Annotated in this window: 12 protein-coding genes; 3 read left to right on the top strand and 9 right to left on the bottom strand. The window is 57.0% G+C overall.

The annotated features are described in order from the left end of the window. Window positions 1–122 precede the first annotated feature (122 nt). Window positions 123–1751 carry a methyl-accepting chemotaxis protein gene (locus tag ACHZBF_RS03515; RefSeq protein WP_321527702.1) on the bottom strand — a complete coding sequence of 543 codons (1629 nt, stop codon included), beginning with the start codon at window positions 1749–1751 and terminating at the stop codon, window positions 123–125. A gap of 534 nt (window positions 1752–2285) precedes the next feature. Between ACHZBF_RS03515 and ACHZBF_RS03510 the strand changes: the two genes are divergently transcribed. Continuing rightward, complete coding sequence (locus ACHZBF_RS03510; RefSeq protein ID WP_321527701.1) at window positions 2286–3479, top strand: hydrogenase small subunit; 1194 nt, start codon at window positions 2286–2288, stop codon at window positions 3477–3479. A 10-nt stretch (window positions 3480–3489) separates the two neighbouring features. Further along, the gene (locus ACHZBF_RS03505; RefSeq protein WP_321527700.1) at window positions 3490–3873 is read left to right on the top strand and encodes an EF-hand domain-containing protein; all 384 of its coding nucleotides are present in this window, start codon (window positions 3490–3492) and stop codon (window positions 3871–3873) included. Here the strand turns inward: ACHZBF_RS03505 and ACHZBF_RS03500 are convergent, their stop codons facing one another. Continuing rightward, on the bottom strand, window positions 3874–4599 hold the full coding sequence (locus ACHZBF_RS03500; protein WP_321527699.1) for a DUF169 domain-containing protein: 726 nt from the start codon (window positions 4597–4599) through the stop codon (window positions 3874–3876). It lies immediately after the preceding gene. A 243-nt stretch (window positions 4600–4842) separates the two neighbouring features. Continuing rightward, on the bottom strand, window positions 4843–5514 hold the full coding sequence (locus tag ACHZBF_RS03495; protein ID WP_321527698.1) for a cysteine hydrolase family protein: 672 nt from the start codon (window positions 5512–5514) through the stop codon (window positions 4843–4845). Window positions 5515–5673: 159 nt separating this feature from the next. On the opposite strand from ACHZBF_RS03495, the gene ACHZBF_RS03490 reads away from it, so the two are divergent. Next, complete coding sequence (locus tag ACHZBF_RS03490) at window positions 5674–6645, top strand: calcium/sodium antiporter (RefSeq protein WP_321527697.1); 972 nt, start codon at window positions 5674–5676, stop codon at window positions 6643–6645. An 846-nt stretch (window positions 6646–7491) separates the two neighbouring features. Here the strand turns inward: ACHZBF_RS03490 and ACHZBF_RS03485 are convergent. The 6 genes from ACHZBF_RS03485 to ACHZBF_RS03460 all read right to left on the bottom strand — a co-directional run bounded on the left by ACHZBF_RS03485 (window position 7492) and on the right by ACHZBF_RS03460 (window position 16621). Further along, window positions 7492–8193, bottom strand: coding sequence for an MgtC/SapB family protein (locus ACHZBF_RS03485; RefSeq protein WP_321527696.1), 702 nt, complete (start codon window positions 8191–8193; stop codon window positions 7492–7494). Between the two features lie 115 nt (window positions 8194–8308). Further along, window positions 8309–8638: a glucosamine--fructose-6-phosphate aminotransferase gene (locus ACHZBF_RS03480; protein ID WP_273437179.1), complete on the bottom strand. Its 330-nt coding sequence runs from the start codon at window positions 8636–8638 to the stop codon at window positions 8309–8311. A 200-nt stretch (window positions 8639–8838) separates the two neighbouring features. Then, the gene (locus ACHZBF_RS03475) at window positions 8839–9177 is read right to left on the bottom strand and encodes a hypothetical protein (RefSeq protein WP_273437177.1); all 339 of its coding nucleotides are present in this window, start codon (window positions 9175–9177) and stop codon (window positions 8839–8841) included. Window positions 9178–9319: 142 nt separating this feature from the next. Then, entirely contained in the window at window positions 9320–12376 is a 3057-nt protein-coding gene (locus ACHZBF_RS03470) for an SMC family ATPase (protein WP_321527695.1), read from the bottom strand. 1 nt (window position 12377) lies between these two features. After that, window positions 12378–13523, bottom strand: coding sequence for an exonuclease SbcCD subunit D (locus ACHZBF_RS03465; protein WP_321527694.1), 1146 nt, complete (start codon window positions 13521–13523; stop codon window positions 12378–12380). Then, window positions 13520–16621 (bottom strand): efflux RND transporter permease subunit, encoded by a 3102-nt coding sequence (locus ACHZBF_RS03460; RefSeq protein WP_321527693.1) that lies wholly within the window; start codon window positions 16619–16621, stop codon window positions 13520–13522. Before ACHZBF_RS03460 ends, ACHZBF_RS03465 begins: the two co-directional genes overlap by 4 nt. Between the last annotated feature and the right edge of the window lie 4 nt (window positions 16622–16625).

The raw sequence follows: 16625 nt of genomic DNA, 5'->3' as shown, positions 1-16625 counted from the left end.
GGAATAGAGATGTGGCGCGGCTGTTAGCTTCAGGCAGCCTATCGCACACAATGAGAAATTGTAAGGTGGAGGCCGCCCCGGTTGGCGACCTCCACTATTGGTGCGGCCGACTGCCAGACGCTTTAATCTCCGTCGGCAAGTTTGAAATGGGCACTTAATTCGACCATCTCGGTGGATAGTTCAGCAAGTTTATGGGTGGATTGACTGGTTGCCGCACCCGACTCATGCACCTGAACGGCGAGGTCATTGGCGCTGACAATGTTCCGGTTAATCTCTTCCGCCACCGCTCCCTGCTCTTCCGCGGCACTGGCAATCTGTATGTTGGCCCCGCTGATGATGTTGATCCCCCGGGTGATCTGACCCAGTGCCTTACCCGCCTCTTCTGCCAGCTCAACAGTGGATTCCACTTTTTTGGTGCCCTGTTGCATGGCGCTTGCCGCTTTCCGGGTACCCTGCTGCAGACGTTCAATCATCGCCTGGATATCCTGGGTGGACTTGCGCGTTCTGTCGGCCAGGGTACGCACCTCATCGGCAACAACGGCAAATCCGCGTCCCTGCTCACCGGCACGCGCTGCTTCAATGGCCGCATTCAACGCCAGCAGATTGGTCTGTTCGGCAATATTGTGGATCACCTCAACCACGGATCCGATTTCCGTCGAATCCGCCTCCAGCGCCTGTACCTCTCCCGCCAGTCCCTGTATCTCGTTCGACAACTGGCTGATCGCACCAATCACCTGAGAGACCTTCTGGTTCCCCTGCTCGGCGAGCTGATCGGCGTCCTTTGCCTGCTGGGCGGTTTCGGTGGCGTTTTTGGCTACCTCCTGGATCGTCATGGTCATCTCATTCATCGCTGTCGCAACCATCTCCATCTCGCCGCGTTGACGGGACAGCGCCTGCAGATTCGACTCCGTGATGCTGGAAACATCTTCAGACGATCCGTTCACCTGGCCCGCCACACTGACCAGGCGCCGAATCACTTCACCCAGATGTTTCTGTACTTGATTGACACTGCCGGCAATTCTCCCAAACTCATCACGGCTTTCGATACTGGCGAACCGTGACAGATCTCCTGCCGCGATTTTTTCCAGCAGGTTTTGAATCTTGATCGCAGGTCTGACAACCTGTGCATTCACAAACAGAACAATAAAGGCTGCCGTCAATATAAAGACGACCACCAGAATAATCACACTCAGCAACAAATCATCCTTACTGTTGACAATGGTCAGATCAGCCGTATCGCTGGCCTGCCTGCTGATCTCTTTGGCCGCATTCTCCAACAGTTCTGTCGGCGCTCGATCAATACCGGCTACCGCCTTGTCGCCGGCATGATGATCAAATCCTGAACTTTTGAATACTTCCAGGCCCTTGCGATAGGCGACACCCATGGTCTTGTGCGCCTGCAAAAAATCCATAACCAGCTGTTTTGTCTGACCCTCAAGGCGTTGCTGTAATCCAGCTCCCGAACTCTGAATGGCTGCCTCGGTTTTCTCGAACTTGCCCCAGTACTTTTCCAACTGCTTGCTGTCCGCGCCACGCAGCAGGACATTCTTCCACTCCTGCACCTGCTTCTTGAATTCGAGCGCCATGTTGGTTATCTGGCGTTCATTGTCCACTTCCTGAAGAATAACCTGCTCGAAGAGCCCGATACTTTGCCATGCCGAGTTAAATCCATGAAGCACGACAGCCGCCACGATAATCATTCCAACGGATATGAGGACCAGCAATTTCCCCCGAATGCTTTTAAATTTCATCACACCTTTCTCCCATACTGCTCTCTGCTACTGCAAGTAGCTATATTATTTGGCCGCGGATACAAACACCGGTCGCCTGTTTTATTCATGTGGGTCGATTAATCATTTCCCGAAATCGGTTTTTCTTCCATCGCATATCAGCCAGCGGTTGTGAGACTCCACTATTTCAATATCGGCCATTTGTTCAAGACCTTGAGACATACTCTGGTATGGATATAGACAACTTGCGAAGTACCGGCATGCCCCGCCCTTCAGTGCAGAAAAGCCCGGCAAGGCGCTCAAACATGCTTGCGAATTAAAATTCATTTTGGACGCAATGAGCAGCGCTGCACCAGGCACCGGGACGCATGACAGAGACAGATCCAGGTTTGATCCAAATCAACATCACGGATAATATCCCACCGACAGATAGTGTAATGCTCAGCCTGTATACCCTAGAATGAGTACGCCACCCGATTCTGGAACGGGGGGATCCTAATCGACCTCACACCAGCCGTCTTCCACATTGTCGAGACAATCTAGGAAAGCACTACCATGCAGGGTCAAGGCATCGGAGAACATCCACTAATTCAACACGACATCAGCCGCCGGGGACTACTCAAATTCTGCAGCGCGATGGTATCTATGCTCGCCCTGCCTGCCGGGGTCGTACCCGCGTTCGCTGAACAGCTCAACAAGGCCCGTAGGCCGTCGGTGATCTGGCTCTCCTTCCAGGAGTGCACAGGCTGCACCGAATCATTTACCCGCTCACATGCACCCACCATTGAATCACTGATTTTTGATTACATCTCACTGGACTACCATCACACCCTGCAGGCCGCCGCCGGTGAGGCCGCGGAAGCAGCCCGGCTGGAGGCCATGGAAAGACACTTCGGCCATTACCTGCTGGTCGTGGACGGCTCCATCCCCGTTGCCGATGAAGGCATCTACTCCACCATCGCCGGCACGACCAATCTACAGATGCTGCAGGAGTGTGTGGCCGGGGCGGCGGCCGTTTTTGCCGTCGGCAGCTGCGCCGCCTTTGGCGGTCTGCCGGCCGCCAGCCCCAATCCAACCGGCGCCAGCGGTGTGGCAGACCTGATGGAAAGTGGCCAGATTGAAACCAAACCACTGATCAATCTGCCCGGCTGCCCGCCCATTCCCATCGCTATTAGCAGCGTACTGGCCCACTACCTGGTTTTCGAACAATTCCCGGCACTGGACGCCTTGCGTCGTCCAGTGAGCTTTTATGGCCGCACGGTGCATGAACGCTGTTCCCGCTACCACTACTACGAGGAACAGAAGTTTGCCGAACAGTTTGATGATGAAGGTGCCCGCCAAGGCTGGTGCCTGTATAAACTGGGTTGCAAGGGACCGATTACCCACAATGCCTGCGCTGTCTATAAATGGAATGAGGGAACCAGTTTTCCGATTGAATCAGGCCATCCCTGCCTGGGCTGTTCAGAGCCAGGCTTCTGGGACAAGGGTGGTTTCTATGTCAACCTGGACCAGATACTGCCACCGGTACCACCAGGCAACGAGACACCCGAGGCGGCCATAGAAGCCGGACAGCGACTCTATGAAGAGAACTGTATCTACTGCCATTCGGCCGATCCTTCGCAGTTTGTGACAGCGGCAGAAAAGATCCCCACTCTGTTGCGTTCAGAAACCATCCGCTCACACAAGCGGCTGGACTTTTCTGATGACCAGCTCGATATCCTGGAAAAATTCCTGGGCTCAAAAAAATGATGGAGGGGAAATGAAAAGGCGCAACACCCGATGGCCTTCACAACTGGCGACGGCACTGATAATTGCCGGCGCACTCGGCCTGGGCATATCGTTTGCGGCACCACCGGAACAGCTCCCCAACGCCGACATTGGACCCCACGCCGGTCCATTCTCCATCCATGACCTGGATCGGAACGGAATATTGAGCCGCGAGGAATATGGCCAGTTTCTTACAGCGCTTGAACAGCGTCGCAAAGCGGCGGACGGGTCCGGCAAGAGTTACCCGCCGCCTCTCCGTTTCGAGGAGATCGACCGTAACGCCGACGGTTATCTCAGCGAGGATGAGATGATCTCCGCGCTGAACAGACGGCTTGAGCGGCACAAGCGATACCGCAACCGCAGCGGCCGCTGGTGATTACGAGCTGAAACGCCTGGAATCCTCACTGGCATAGTTTGCCACCGTGCTGTCTATGACCGCCGTGGTCTTGATCATCTGCACCACCTCGGCCAGGCGGCTGCCCGGTATCGCACAGGTCATTTCACTATTCGGCAGACCGGTCCGTACGCGACTGAGCATGCAGCCGACACTGACGGCAACCGTCTCCTGCTCCTTGGCAATGGCGATGATGTGGCACTGCGGTTTGCCCTCAAAACGCAGACCCGGGAGGGCGTCCGACAGGGTCATCGCCTGCTTGGCATTGATGCGCAGGAACACCACGTCGGGCACGCTCTGCGAATCCTTTAATGGGCCATAAGTCACATAACGGAACCGCTCCTTAACAACCGGTATCTGCGGGAACATCTCCGGCGCCACCCATCCAGCTCCCACCAGCGCACCCACATCCGACTTGCTGCCGACCTCTTCCAGTGTCTTGAAGCCGTGGGTCACGCTGCCCACGCTGCAGTTGGCATGATCTTCCGCCACCGTGCTGAAGGTGTTAGTTGCAGCCTTCATCCAGAAAACACAACCGGCAGGAACACGCCCGGTACGACCGTCTTCTGTTGGTGTTGGCATGGCGTCAGAAAAAAGGTCAATCCCGGGCATTGGTTCCTGGGTAAAACTGATCGCCAGCGGCTGGTGCTGCAACGCCAATGCGCTCACCAGATCCTCAGCCAGTTTTTGATTATTCTGTTGTGACATCGCTCTCTCCCTGACCAAGATTATTGGAGATGATTGCTCAGGTTGATGCCCTGAGCGATCATTTAAGGTGTCATGAAGTACAACTTCACAGGACACTCCTTGGTGGAGTATAGGAGACACAAACAGTTTCATCCTTGCTGAATGCCCACCAGGACAGGGAATGAAGTATTGGCGGAATAACACTATCCGTGTTCATTTTCAGCCATTCACGGCTATTATTTTTCTGAATATGGCGAAGAACTGCTAGATCCCCATGATCTCCAACAGTTCACCGCTGCCAAGCACCTGACAATAGATCATGTTCATGATCTCCAGCTCCCGGTAGTGCAGTTCATCGGTGCCCGCGGCACAACCGTCCTCGATCACGATCACATTGAAACTCTCATCTGCCAGACTGCGCACCGTGGACGAGACACACTGATCGGTGAAAATTCCCGTCATCACCACGTTTCTGACACCCATGTTCTGCAGTATCAGACGCAAGTTGGTGCCGGTCAGGGCACTGTCGGTGGTTTTGGTGACTACCACCTCCCCGGGTCGGGGAGCCAGCTCCGGAATGATCTGGGAACTTTTCTCATCCTTGGGCAACAGCAGGTAGTTCCAGCCCGGCTTTTTCTGGCTCAGGGAGCGGTCCCGCCCATCCGCCAGCAGACAGGCGATCCGGGCATGCAGCACATCCATGCCCTGGGCACGGAAGCGGGTCTGCAATTGCTGCACGGTCGGGATGACGATCTCACGCATGCGCTGAATAAACGGTGCCCAGCGTTCCTGCCCGGCAGGATCATCCGCCAACTGCAGGTAGACGTTCTGAATATCGATAGTCAGCAACACCGTCTCTTGCGGGGAGAGTATAAGATCCTCGGGTTCGGGCGCTCCCTGGTAATAGAATGAACGATAATCGGTTTTCCAGCCCATACTCCCCCCGTTGCTGACTGTTCAGATTCTAAGCGTAGTACACTCTGCCTGGCCGGCATATGGATAGATTCCGACTACCCCGCTGGGCAGCCAGTTGACCAGACGCAGTCAGAACCGGAAAATGTCACCAAGCTTATTGTATCCTGGTTTGGGAGTTCCATGGTTAGCGCAGTTCTTGCCGTCACTTTTGGGCTGACACTGCTTGTCTGGGGCGCCGACCGCTTTATCGAGGGCGCCGCCTCCACTGCGCGCCATTTCCGCATGCCCCCGCTCCTGATCGGCATGGTCATCGTCGGTTTCGGAACATCAGCACCCGAAATGGTGGTTTCAGCGCTCGCTGCATCTCAAGGAAACCCGGGGATTGCCCTCGGGAACGCCTACGGTTCGAATATTTCGAACATCGGTCTCATTCTGGGATTGACTGCATTGATCAGTCCTATAGTTGTCCAATCACGCGTGTTGCACAGGGAACTGCCAATTCTCAGCGCGGTTACGCTGTTGGCCGCCTGGCAACTACGGGACGGAGAGATCACCCGTAGCGACGCACTGGTGCTGCTGGCCCTGTTTGGCGGATTGATGACCTGGACCTTCTGGCACGGCATGCGGGACAGGATCGACGCGCTGGGTAGCGGGATAGATAGAGAGTTGAACATCAACAACATACCGGTAAACCGGGCAATCGTCAGGCTGGTGGTCGGCCTGCTGCTTCTGATTGTGGGCTCACGCATCCTGGTCTGGGGCGCAGTTAATATCGCCCATGGCTTTGGCGTCAGCGACCTCATTATCGGGCTGACCATCGTGGCAGTCGGTACCTCGCTCCCCGAGTTGGCCACGTCGATCGTCGCCGCGCGAAAAAAGGAGCACGACATTGCACTCGGCAATATTCTCGGCTCCAATCTGTTCAATACCTTGGCGGTGGTGGGAATCGCCGGTTTGATCCAACCGATGTCGGTAGGACCAGAAGCACTGTCACGGGATATTCTGGTTATGGCATCTCTGACCCTCTCACTTTTCCTGATTGGCTACGGGTTTCGCGCCCCGGGCCGAATCAACCGCTATGAAGGCGCCTTCCTGCTGATCAGCTATGTCGGCTACACAGTCTACCTGGTGCTCACTACCTTCAATCAGTGAGGGGCGTAGACCCGTCCATCAACCCGCTATTCGTCACCGCGAACTGTAAATGATGCAGACGCCTGGTGGCCGGTACGCCTTTCTAGCTTTCAGCTGCTGCGGGGAGCGTCGCGCGACCCGGATAATATTTTTCCTATGCATAATTCAATTAATAATCGCCTTCTGTTTTGTAACTCCGGAACTCTATTTATAATTACTTCATTCACACACCGACCATCGATCGACGCGATATATACTTGCAAAACGTCGTCTCCTCTGCTCAATTAATCGTGGCAGGATGATATAGATGGGTGGTATTTTTTTAGTGAACTACTTCCACCAATATTCTGCTTTGTGGAGAAAGTGTGATGGCTTTGTCGTATTTTTTAATAAATAGAATTGTTCAGTGAACTATTGCAAATAATGTAGATCAGTCGACTGTTTTTTCTCGCCTGTTAACTGTATCGACGCAATGTTTTATTGATCAAAGGGGAGATACTGCACAAGACAGAATTATTGGCGGGCATTATTTTCCCGGGATACCCATGATGAATTAAACCCCGCACAGCCAGCTTCCTTACCAGTACCGTGATGACGAGCAACCCAAAAAAATATGTTCCTACTCAGCACAGTTTTGTGCGCCGATTAACCAAGGAAGGAGTCGGGTAAAAATCTCACAGACTTAACTGCACACCGGACACAATCAAGAAAGAGAATGACATCCCGGCAGAGTTACTGAGTGCCTAACGAAATAGTGAGAGCGGGATATGTCATGATTAAGGCGCTTACACTACCGACTCAGCTGATCTGCACTTTAAAATGGAAATCGCATTAAGAAAAAAACACGTACTCACCAAGTGACCCGACCTAGTCCCCGGTCGGCGAAATCTTGAATGAGCATACGTTATTCTGCATGCGTAATGATTCTGCCAATGTGGCCATGTTTGCGGAATTCGTGGTGCGAATGATCATCCGATACTCGAATGACGTTGTGTTATCTCCAACCCGATAGCTCATATTCGCCACCGTAAAACCATGTTCCTGCAATACCCGCCTTATCTCACTTTCCGGCAACGCGGTATTGCGATCAAAACGTATGTGATAGTGCGCATAAAACTGGGAAGGCAGCTTGGTTTCAATCCAACGGAATACCGACAAGGTCCCCAACGTCAACAAAGTAGCGACAACTGCCGGAAAGTAAAACCCAATGCCAATCAGAATGCCGATGGCGGCCGTGATCCAGATCGACGCCGCTGTGGTCAGTCCCCTGACACTCAGCCCTTCCTTGAATATCACCCCGGCACCCAGAAAGCCGATTCCGGTCATAATGCCTTGGGCCATTCGGGCTGGATCGGCACGCACCGTATCCACGAGTGTCTGGGGCAGCCATTTCCACTGAAAATAGGTCACCAGCATCAATGTGCTGGACGCCATACAGACCAGCACATGGGTACGGAACCCGGCCGGCCTGGCATGAAAACTCCGTTCAAGACCTATGGCACCCCCAACGACCATTGCGCCCACAAGATGGCCAATAATGATTAAACCAGTGGTGTCCAGGTCACTCATTTTTGCCGAAATAGTCCTGTTAATGTTGCGTATACCGAAAGTGTAGGCACACTTCCTGACAACACAACCGTGCCGGGACAGTGCAGATCGATCCATGAATCACATTCAACAACAGTTACACCAGGTAAAACCAGGCCTCGGCGTTTTGCCGGTCAATATGTATACTGATTTCACAATAGACATGTTCCGACACCGGATCGTCACCACAACTGCAACCGGCAATGATCTCACTGAAAAACACACCGACCTTGACGACAATCTGGTGCGCAGTTGCCGATTTATCCAGCAAGGTGAACTGCAGATCGGAATCATCCACATAGCCACCCTGTGCAACCCCCTGCTGTAGCGGCAGGATGCCCGGCGCAAGGGCCAGCAGTTCATTTTTCAGTGACTGTTCAAATGATTTGGTCGGCCAGTCGTACAGGGCTTGTTGCAGTTTTATCAAGGGGTATCCTGTTGTGCTCTTGATATGGGGTGATTAATTTTTTGACCTGACGTGTGCAATAGGCAAATACCGGTGCAGACCAGTCGCGCCTCCCATCCCTCGTTAGCCGCTGCATGCTACTCTATCTCCTGCATCCATGCAGTCGCCTCGCAGAGGGATGAGAGGTGCAAACGCAAGCACGGTTTTCATGCACACCCGAATCACGGTTTCACATCTACGCATTCAGTCACCGGGTCCTGCTCACTACCGCTATCTTTACAATACCGCAACCGACCGTCGGCATGGCCGATCCAGGCGCGTCGATCACTGTTGCTGATATCGGTTACGGCGGAGCCATTCGCTTTGATTGCCGTGGTACAAGTTGTCCAGTAGGGCACGGCGGTCCCACCGCCACCGTTGCAGAAACGCACGCTGCCGTCGCTATAACCAATCCAGGCGCCGTTGACACCGTTGACGCTGATGACACTGACACCGCTTGCGGCAAGCACTGTGCCGGTCAGCAATGCCAGCAGGGGTAGACTTATCCATATTCTGCTCATGACCACTCCTCTGTCATTTCTATATACAGGATCGGTGGCTGGATGATTTGTCACCGACCACTCAGCACAAAACCAGTCAGGCTAGACCCGACTGGTTTTACCATTGTAGATCAGTTCTTCGGGTAGTTGGGTACGGAAGCATTCAGAGTGTGACCAGCTTTATCCGGCTCCCCTCCCGGCTGCTGTCGATATCCAGGCGCAGCGGCATCTGCTCCTTCAGTTCGGCCACATGGGAGATAACGCCGATCATGCGTCCGGATGACTGCAGATCAATCAGGGCGCGGATCGCCAGATCCAGGGATTCGGGATCAAGTGAACCAAATCCCTCGTCAATGAACAGGGTGTCGAGCCGGATACCGCCGGAGTAGGCCTGCACCACATCGGAGAGGCCCAGCGCCAGGGAGAGCGCGGCCAGAAAGCTCTCACCACCGGAGAGGGTGGCCACCGGACGGCACTTGCCGGTGTAGGCATCCTCCACCTCCAGTTCCAGGCCCGATGCCCGGTTGCCCTTGGCCCTCTCACTCTTGCGCAACAATTGGTAGCGTCCTTTGCTCATCAATTGCAGACGTCGACTCGCCTCCACCAGCACATCGTCCAGCAACACGCTGAGCACGAAGCGCTGCAGGCTGACCTTGTCGCCGGTCTGGCCATTGGCCACATCGCTGAGGGTACCGATCAGGGCGTACTGCTGCTCCAACTCCACGCACTGGCGTTCGCTCTGCTGCAGTGTTTCCCTGGCATCCTGTAACTGGCCCTGCCGTTTATCCAGTTGACGCCACACCTGGTCGGCGGCTGCCCTGGTTTCGGTCACTGAAGCCAATTGCCGCTCCAGGCCTGGAATGTCCGGTGCCGCATGACCCTCCAGGGCAACCTGTTGCTGTTGCAGCGCCCCACTGGTTTGTTGGACCATCTGTTCATAGTCGCGCACCGTCTGCTGCAGCCGGGACCATTCGTCTTCGCTGAGCAAGGCCTCGAGAAATCCCGCCTCATCGGCAATGGGGCTGATCTTCAGGGCTTCACTCCATTGCCTCTCGGCCTGTTGTGCGGCCGCCTGCGCCGCCATGCGGGACTCTTCCGCCGACTGGCAGGTGGCCTTGGCGGAGGCATGGGTGCTGCTGGCTTGGTGGTACCCGGAACGGGCACTACCGATGGCTCGATCCAGCCGCTCTACTTCCATGCCGGTTTCGCGGATCGCTCGGTCAAGTACGCCCGGCTCGCGATAATCGGCGGGTAACTCCTGCTCGGCACTCTTCAGCTCACTACTGGCAGCGGCCGCCGCGGAACGCTGCGCCATTACCTGGGCATTGAGTTGCTCCAGATGGTTGCGTCGTTTCTCCTCATTCAGTTTCTGCTCACCATCCCGGGTATCCAGTGACTGCAAATTTTGTCGAATGGACGCCTGTTTCTCCACAGCCTGCTGGAGTGCCTGCTGTTGCTGCTGAAGCTCCTGCAGCGACGCATCCTTCACTTCGCCCAGCTGCTGTGTCAGCTCGCCGATACGGTCATCCAGGCTCGCGATTTCACTCTTTTTTCGGGTGTAGTCATCACGCGCCACATTCAGCCGCTCCTGAGCCGCCTGCACCGCCTGACGTGCCTGCTCCAGGGTTGACTGGCCCGGCAGATCGCCGGCGAACCCGGCCGGCGCCGGATGCTCCCGGCTGCCACAGACCGGGCAGGGTTGATCCACCTGCAGCTCCCGGGCCAGCAGGGCCGCCTGCCCCTGGTGCCAGGCCAGTTCGACGCGCTTGCAGGCATCGGCCTGGTCCTGGAGCTCCGCCGCCAACCGCTTGCCCGCCTGCCCGGCCTGATCCAGCGCCTGCCGCTGTCGCTCACGCTGTTGGAGCCAGCTATCCAGGGTGGTTTTGTCCCTGAGCTGATCGCTGATCTGCTTGAGCCGCAACGGGGCATCGTGCAACTGGTTGAGCTGCGCCTGCTGCTGACTCAGCTCATGCTGGAACTGCTCCCGTTGCTGGAGAATCTGTCGCAGTTCAGCCTGTACCTTCTGCTGTGCAGCCAGAACTTCCTGCTCGGCCGCTTCCGCCGTTTTCAGCTGTTTAACCGCATGGACCAACCGGACAGCACGCTGTTGATACCCCTGCAGGGTAGCCAACTGCCGCTTCTGCTGATCCAGGGTTTCACTCAGTGCCTCGCTCTGTTTCAGCACCGCTTCCGCGTCTGTCAGCGCCTGTCGGGCCTTCTCCTGGGCCTGCCCCGCCTGCTGCTGTTTTTGTCGCGCTTCCTGCACTGCCTCACGGGCTGTCGACCAGCGATCGAACAGCGGTTCGAGTCGCCCGGCCTGTTCTGCCCGCTGCAGTCGCTGCTGCATCAGCTTGATCTCATCCTGCCGCAGTTCGAGTCCGGCCTGCTGCTGTTGCAGTTTTACCAGCCGCGCAAACCCGTCTTGAAGATGCCGCGCTTGCTGTAGCGCCTGCACGGCCTCTGCATGTTGACTCTCCGCCACCCGTTGCCGCGCCTGGGCCTGTTCCAGCTCCGGTTGCAGTGCCTGCAGCGCCTCATCCAACTGTGCCGCTGTCTCAAGACCGATCCCCTGCAGGATGCCCTGCTGGATCTGTCGCCCCTTTTCCACCTCACGCCGGATTCCGGCCGACTGTGCCTTCAACCGCTCCTCCAGTTGTCGGTAGGTCCGGGTCTGGAACAGTTGGCTGAAGATCTCCTCCCGCTGTCTCGACTCCGCCAGCAGCAGCTCCCGGAACTTTCCCTGGGGCAACACCATTACCTGGCGAAACTGCTCCACGCTGAGACCGGTAAGCTGTTCAATCTCCCGGGTCGCCTCGCTCACCTTGCTGGGGACCAGCAGGCGCTCGCTACCATCCGGGTCAATGGCCCAGAGCTGGGCCTCGGTTGACTGGGTGGTGGTCCCTTCGCCCCGCGCCTTGGGCCGCTGCTGTTCCGGCACCCGGCGGATACGATAGTCCCGCCCGGCCAGCTCAAAACTGAAGATCACCTCGGTCAGGGTGTCGTCAGCGGCATAATCACAGCGCATCTGGCTCCCCTCCCGCTCATCACCGGTGGTGCGGCCATAGAGGGCGAAGCAGATGGCATCGAGGATGGTGGTCTTACCCGAACCGGTGGGACCATTGATCAGGAACAGGGGGTGTTCACCCAGCCGTTCAAACGGGATGGTTTCGGATGCCTGAAAAGGCCCGAAGGCACACATGGTGAGACTCAGGGGCCGCATCTCAGCCCTCTCCCTCTTCCCGGTGTATCTGCTCCAGCAGATCGGTAATCAGGGCCTGCTGTTCCGGTGTCAGCGAGTCTCCCCGAACCTGCCGGTAGAAGTCCTGGAACATGGCCAGTTCACCGCGCTTCAACTGATCCCGCTGCAGGGTGTGCTGTTCACCACTCGCCATCAGCCCCGGCCGCTCCAGGTGCAGCACGTTGGGATAGACCGCCCGCAGCTTGCCCATGATGTCGAGGATGGCATGACTGTCGGTCAGGCGCACCAGCAGATAGTCATCGCGCTGCGGATCATTCCGACCCTGTGCCAGCAGTTGTTCCAGTTCGCCCTCCAGGATGCGCATATCGTGCAGCGGATTGAGATCCACCTGCTCGATCTGGCAGACACCGGACCCGTCCAACTCCACCAGGGTCACCGACTTGTGGTGCCGGGCCTCGGAGAAGGAGTATTTAAGGATCGAGCCGGCGTAGCGGATATGCTCAGCCCCCCGGAACTGGCGGCCATGCAGATGGCCCAGGGCGACATAGTCGAAGGGCTGAAAATGGCCAGGAGAGACCCACTCGGCACCGCCGATAGAGAGCGGCCGTTCAGATTCAGAGACCTCGCCACCGGCCAGGAAGCAGTGACTCAGCAACACACAGGGGGAGCGCCCTGCGTTATGTTCCAGGATCTGGCGGGTGAGAAAGGCCATCGCCTCGTCATGGCTGGAGACCTCACTATCGAACAGTTGCCGAACACTGGGCGGATCGGCATAGGGAATGGCGTAGAAGGCCACTTCATCGCCCGGTGGACCGAGCAGGATCGGTTCCGGCTCGGCCGTCAGATGGCCAACGATGTGCAGTCCAGCCCTGGTCAGGTGCCGTGCGCCGAACGCCAGCCGCTCCGGTCCGTCGTGATTGCCGGCGATCATGATCACCGGCACCGCCAGTTCCAGGCAGATGTGGTTCAGTACCTCATCCAGCAGTGCCACGGCGGCGGCCGGCGGCACCGAACGGTCGTAGATATCACCGGCCACCAGCACCACATCCACCCGACGCGCCTCGATCAGTTCGGTAATCTGCTGCAGTACATGGCGCTGGTCTTCCAGCAGGGAAAGATTGTGCAACTGACGACCGATATGCCAGTCGGCGGTATGCAGTATCCTCATCGCTCCATCAACCGCTTCCAGCCGGCTATGCCCCGCTCCATCAACAGATAGTTCACCGGCACCAGTATTAGCGTGATAAAGGTGGCAAACAGGATGCCAAAGCCGAGCGAAACCGCCATCGGGATCAGGAACTGCGCCTGGGTGGACTGTTCAAACAGCAGTGGCATCAGTCCCATGAAAGTGGTCAGGGAGGTGAGCATGACCGGCCGGAAACGTGCCACGCCGGCATTCATAATGGCCTCCTGTAGATTGCTGGATTGCTTGTGGTTATTGATGAAGTCCACCAGCACCAGACTGTCGTTCACCACCACGCCCACCAGGGCCATCATTCCCAGCAGGCTGAGCATGGTGAGGTCCATGCCCATGATCCAGTGCCCGCCCAGTGCGCCGATGGCGCCGAACGGAATAATCGACATAACGACCAAAGGCTGCAGATAGGATTTGAAGGGGATCGCCAACAGGCCGTAAATAACAAACAGCATAATCCCCAGCCCTATACCCATGGAGCCGAACGACTCCTGCTGCTCCCTCATCTCGCCCTCGAAGCTGTAACTGACGCCCGGATACTGCAACAGCAGATTGTCAAGGAAGTCGCTCAGCTCGCCCTGCAGTACGGTCATGTTGGCCGTCGCCTTATTGATGTCGGCAGCCACCTTGACAGTGCGGTAGCGGTTAATGCGGATAATGGAAGTGGGACTCTTTCCCGGCTTGAGTGTCACCACCTGGCCCAGCGGTACGCTCAGCCCGTTGGCGCTGGTGATGCGCAGATCCTCCAGATTGGCTACCGATTTGCGCTCGGATTCGGGGTAACGCACCATTACCCGGATATCTTCCCGACCACGCTGTATCCTCTGCACCTGAAACCCGTAGAAGGCATTGCGGATCTGGTTGAGCACATCCGAACGGGTCAGCCCGAGAGCATGCGCCTCATCCTTCAGTTCGATCTGCAACTCCTGCTTGCCATCCGACAGGGTATCGCTGATATCGAACACCGCCGGGTAGAGCGCCAGGCGCTCCTTCGCCTTGTCCGCCACTTCCGAGAGCGTGGCAAAATTGACACCGGAGAACTGGATCTCGATCGGGTCGGAGATACGGCCTATCTCGGCCCGGAAGGTGAGACTCTCGGCACCGGGGATCACCCCAATCATCTTGCGCCACTCCCGCACCAGTTCGATACTGGTGACCTGGGATATACGATCTTCCGGCGCCACGATCTCAAACATCACCAGTCCGGTATGGGAGCCGGAACCCCGCGCTCCACTGGAGCCGGTGGTGGATTGAATATCCAGCACCAGATCGACCCCCTCGTCATCCCGGTACTTCTGTTTCAGGCTAAAGGCGGCATCGGTAATCTTGCGGATGTAGCGATCGGTCACTTCAAAGGGCGTGCCGGTGGGCATAGTCAGGGAAGCGCGCGCCAGCTCACTCTGTACCCGTGGCCAGAAGGTAAACCGGGTCCAGCCGGTGGTCGCCAGGGTTACCATGATCAGCAGAATACCGCAGAACAGCACCAGGGTGCTCCACCGGTGATCCAACGCCGTTTTCAACACTGGCCGGTAATAGCGCAGGATTGCCCGCTCAAAACCATCGGCAAAGCCCTGCTGGAATCGTTCCAGCAATCCGGGTTGATGGCGTTCCGAGCGCAGCTTGATATGTTTGAGGTGAGCCGGCAGGACAAACTTGGACTCGATCAACGAGAACAGGAAGATCGGAATCACCACGATGGGGATCTGGGCAAACAGCAGGCCCCGGCGCCCCTCGATAAAGGCCAGCGGCAGAAACGCGGCGATGGTGGTGAGAATACCGAAGGTGACCGGCACGGCAACCTCCCTGGTACCCCGTATCGCCGCTTCCAGTCCATTCTCGGCATGCCGCAGGTGGGTGTAGACGTTCTCACCGGTGACGATGGCATCGTCCACCACGATACCCAGCACCAGCAGAAAGGCGAACAGACTGAACACATTCAGGCTGACATCAAAAAAGGGCATGGCGACGAACGCCCCCATGAAGCTGACGGGCACGCCGATAAACACCCAGAAGGCGATGGATGGCCGCAGGAACAGGGTCAACAGCAGCAGCACCAGGACACCACCCTGAATGGCATTGTTGGTCAGGGTCTGCAGGCGCTTCTTCACAATGCGGGAACGGTCCCGCCAGGTGGTCATCTCAACCCCCTGTGGCAGTGAGGCCTGACGCTCCGCCACATAGGCCTTCACCTTGTCCGCCACGTCAATGGCGCTCTGATCCCCCACCCGGAACACATCCACAAAGCCGGCCATCTTGCCGTTGAAGCGGCTGCGCAGCGGCGACTCCTCGAACCCGTCGTTGACCCGGGCCAGGTCCTTCACCCGGACAATACTGCCGTCCGGATGGGTCAGCACAATGATGCTGTCAAACTGATCGCGGCGGTAGGCCTGCCCCTTGGAACGGATCAGGATCTCTCCGGCATCGGCCTTGATATTCCCCGCTGAAAGATCCAGCGCACTGTTGGAAATCGCCTGCGCCACCTCACGCAGGCTGATGCCATACTGGCGCAAACTATCCTCGGACATCTCAATCGCGATTTCATAGGCGCGCACCGAATCCAGCTCTACCTGGGTGATGCCGGGGATACGCAACAGATCATCACGTACCTGTTCGGTCAATCCGCGGATCTCCCGCTCCGGATAGTGGCCCGCTATCGCGACGGTAATCACCTCCCGTCGCCAGGTTGCCAGGCTGACCACCGGCTTCTCCGCATCGACCGGCAGGTTGTTGATGGAGTCGACGCGGCTCTTGATATCGGCCAGCATCTCCCGGGGATCATAACCGTTGTCAATCTCCAGACCGACGCTGGCAGTACCCTCGGACGAACGACTGGTGATCTCCTTGATCCCTTCCAGATCCTGTACCGCCTCCTCGACCAGGATGGCTATACCCTGCTCCGCATCCTCCGGGGTGGCGCCGGGCAGGCTGATCTCCACATTGACCTGCTGCGCCTCCAGGGTCGGAAACACTTCGAGCGGGATGCGAAAATAAAGCGACGACAGCCCCAAAATCAGCAGACTCACCATCAGCAGATTGGCGGCCACATGGTTACGTGCAAACCAGGCGATCATGGGC

Source organism: Sedimenticola selenatireducens, from assembly GCF_963675335.2.
Taxonomy (GTDB): Bacteria; Pseudomonadota; Gammaproteobacteria; order Chromatiales; family Chromatiaceae; genus Sedimenticola; species Sedimenticola selenatireducens.
The sequence above is the reverse complement of the archived record's forward strand: the minus strand, read 5'-3'. Positions and strand labels throughout refer to the sequence as shown.

Coding starts and splice junctions, on each gene's coding strand:
- ACHZBF_RS03475 (WP_273437177.1), bottom strand. CDS start 9,177: ATGAGCAGAATATGGATAAGTCTACCCCTGCTGGCATTGCTGACCGGC.
- ACHZBF_RS03465 (WP_321527694.1), bottom strand. CDS start 13,523: ATGAGGATACTGCATACCGCCGACTGGCATATCGGTCGTCAGTTGCAC.
- ACHZBF_RS03470 (WP_321527695.1), bottom strand. CDS start 12,376: ATGCGGCCCCTGAGTCTCACCATGTGTGCCTTCGGGCCTTTTCAGGCA.
- ACHZBF_RS03515 (WP_321527702.1), bottom strand. CDS start 1,751: ATGAAATTTAAAAGCATTCGGGGGAAATTGCTGGTCCTCATATCCGTT.
- ACHZBF_RS03505 (WP_321527700.1), top strand. CDS start 3,490: ATGAAAAGGCGCAACACCCGATGGCCTTCACAACTGGCGACGGCACTG.
- ACHZBF_RS03490 (WP_321527697.1), top strand. CDS start 5,674: ATGGTTAGCGCAGTTCTTGCCGTCACTTTTGGGCTGACACTGCTTGTC.
- ACHZBF_RS03460 (WP_321527693.1), bottom strand. CDS start 16,621: ATGATCGCCTGGTTTGCACGTAACCATGTGGCCGCCAATCTGCTGATG.
- ACHZBF_RS03510 (WP_321527701.1), top strand. CDS start 2,286: ATGCAGGGTCAAGGCATCGGAGAACATCCACTAATTCAACACGACATC.
- ACHZBF_RS03500 (WP_321527699.1), bottom strand. CDS start 4,599: ATGTCACAACAGAATAATCAAAAACTGGCTGAGGATCTGGTGAGCGCA.
- ACHZBF_RS03485 (WP_321527696.1), bottom strand. CDS start 8,193: ATGAGTGACCTGGACACCACTGGTTTAATCATTATTGGCCATCTTGTG.
- ACHZBF_RS03495 (WP_321527698.1), bottom strand. CDS start 5,514: ATGGGCTGGAAAACCGATTATCGTTCATTCTATTACCAGGGAGCGCCC.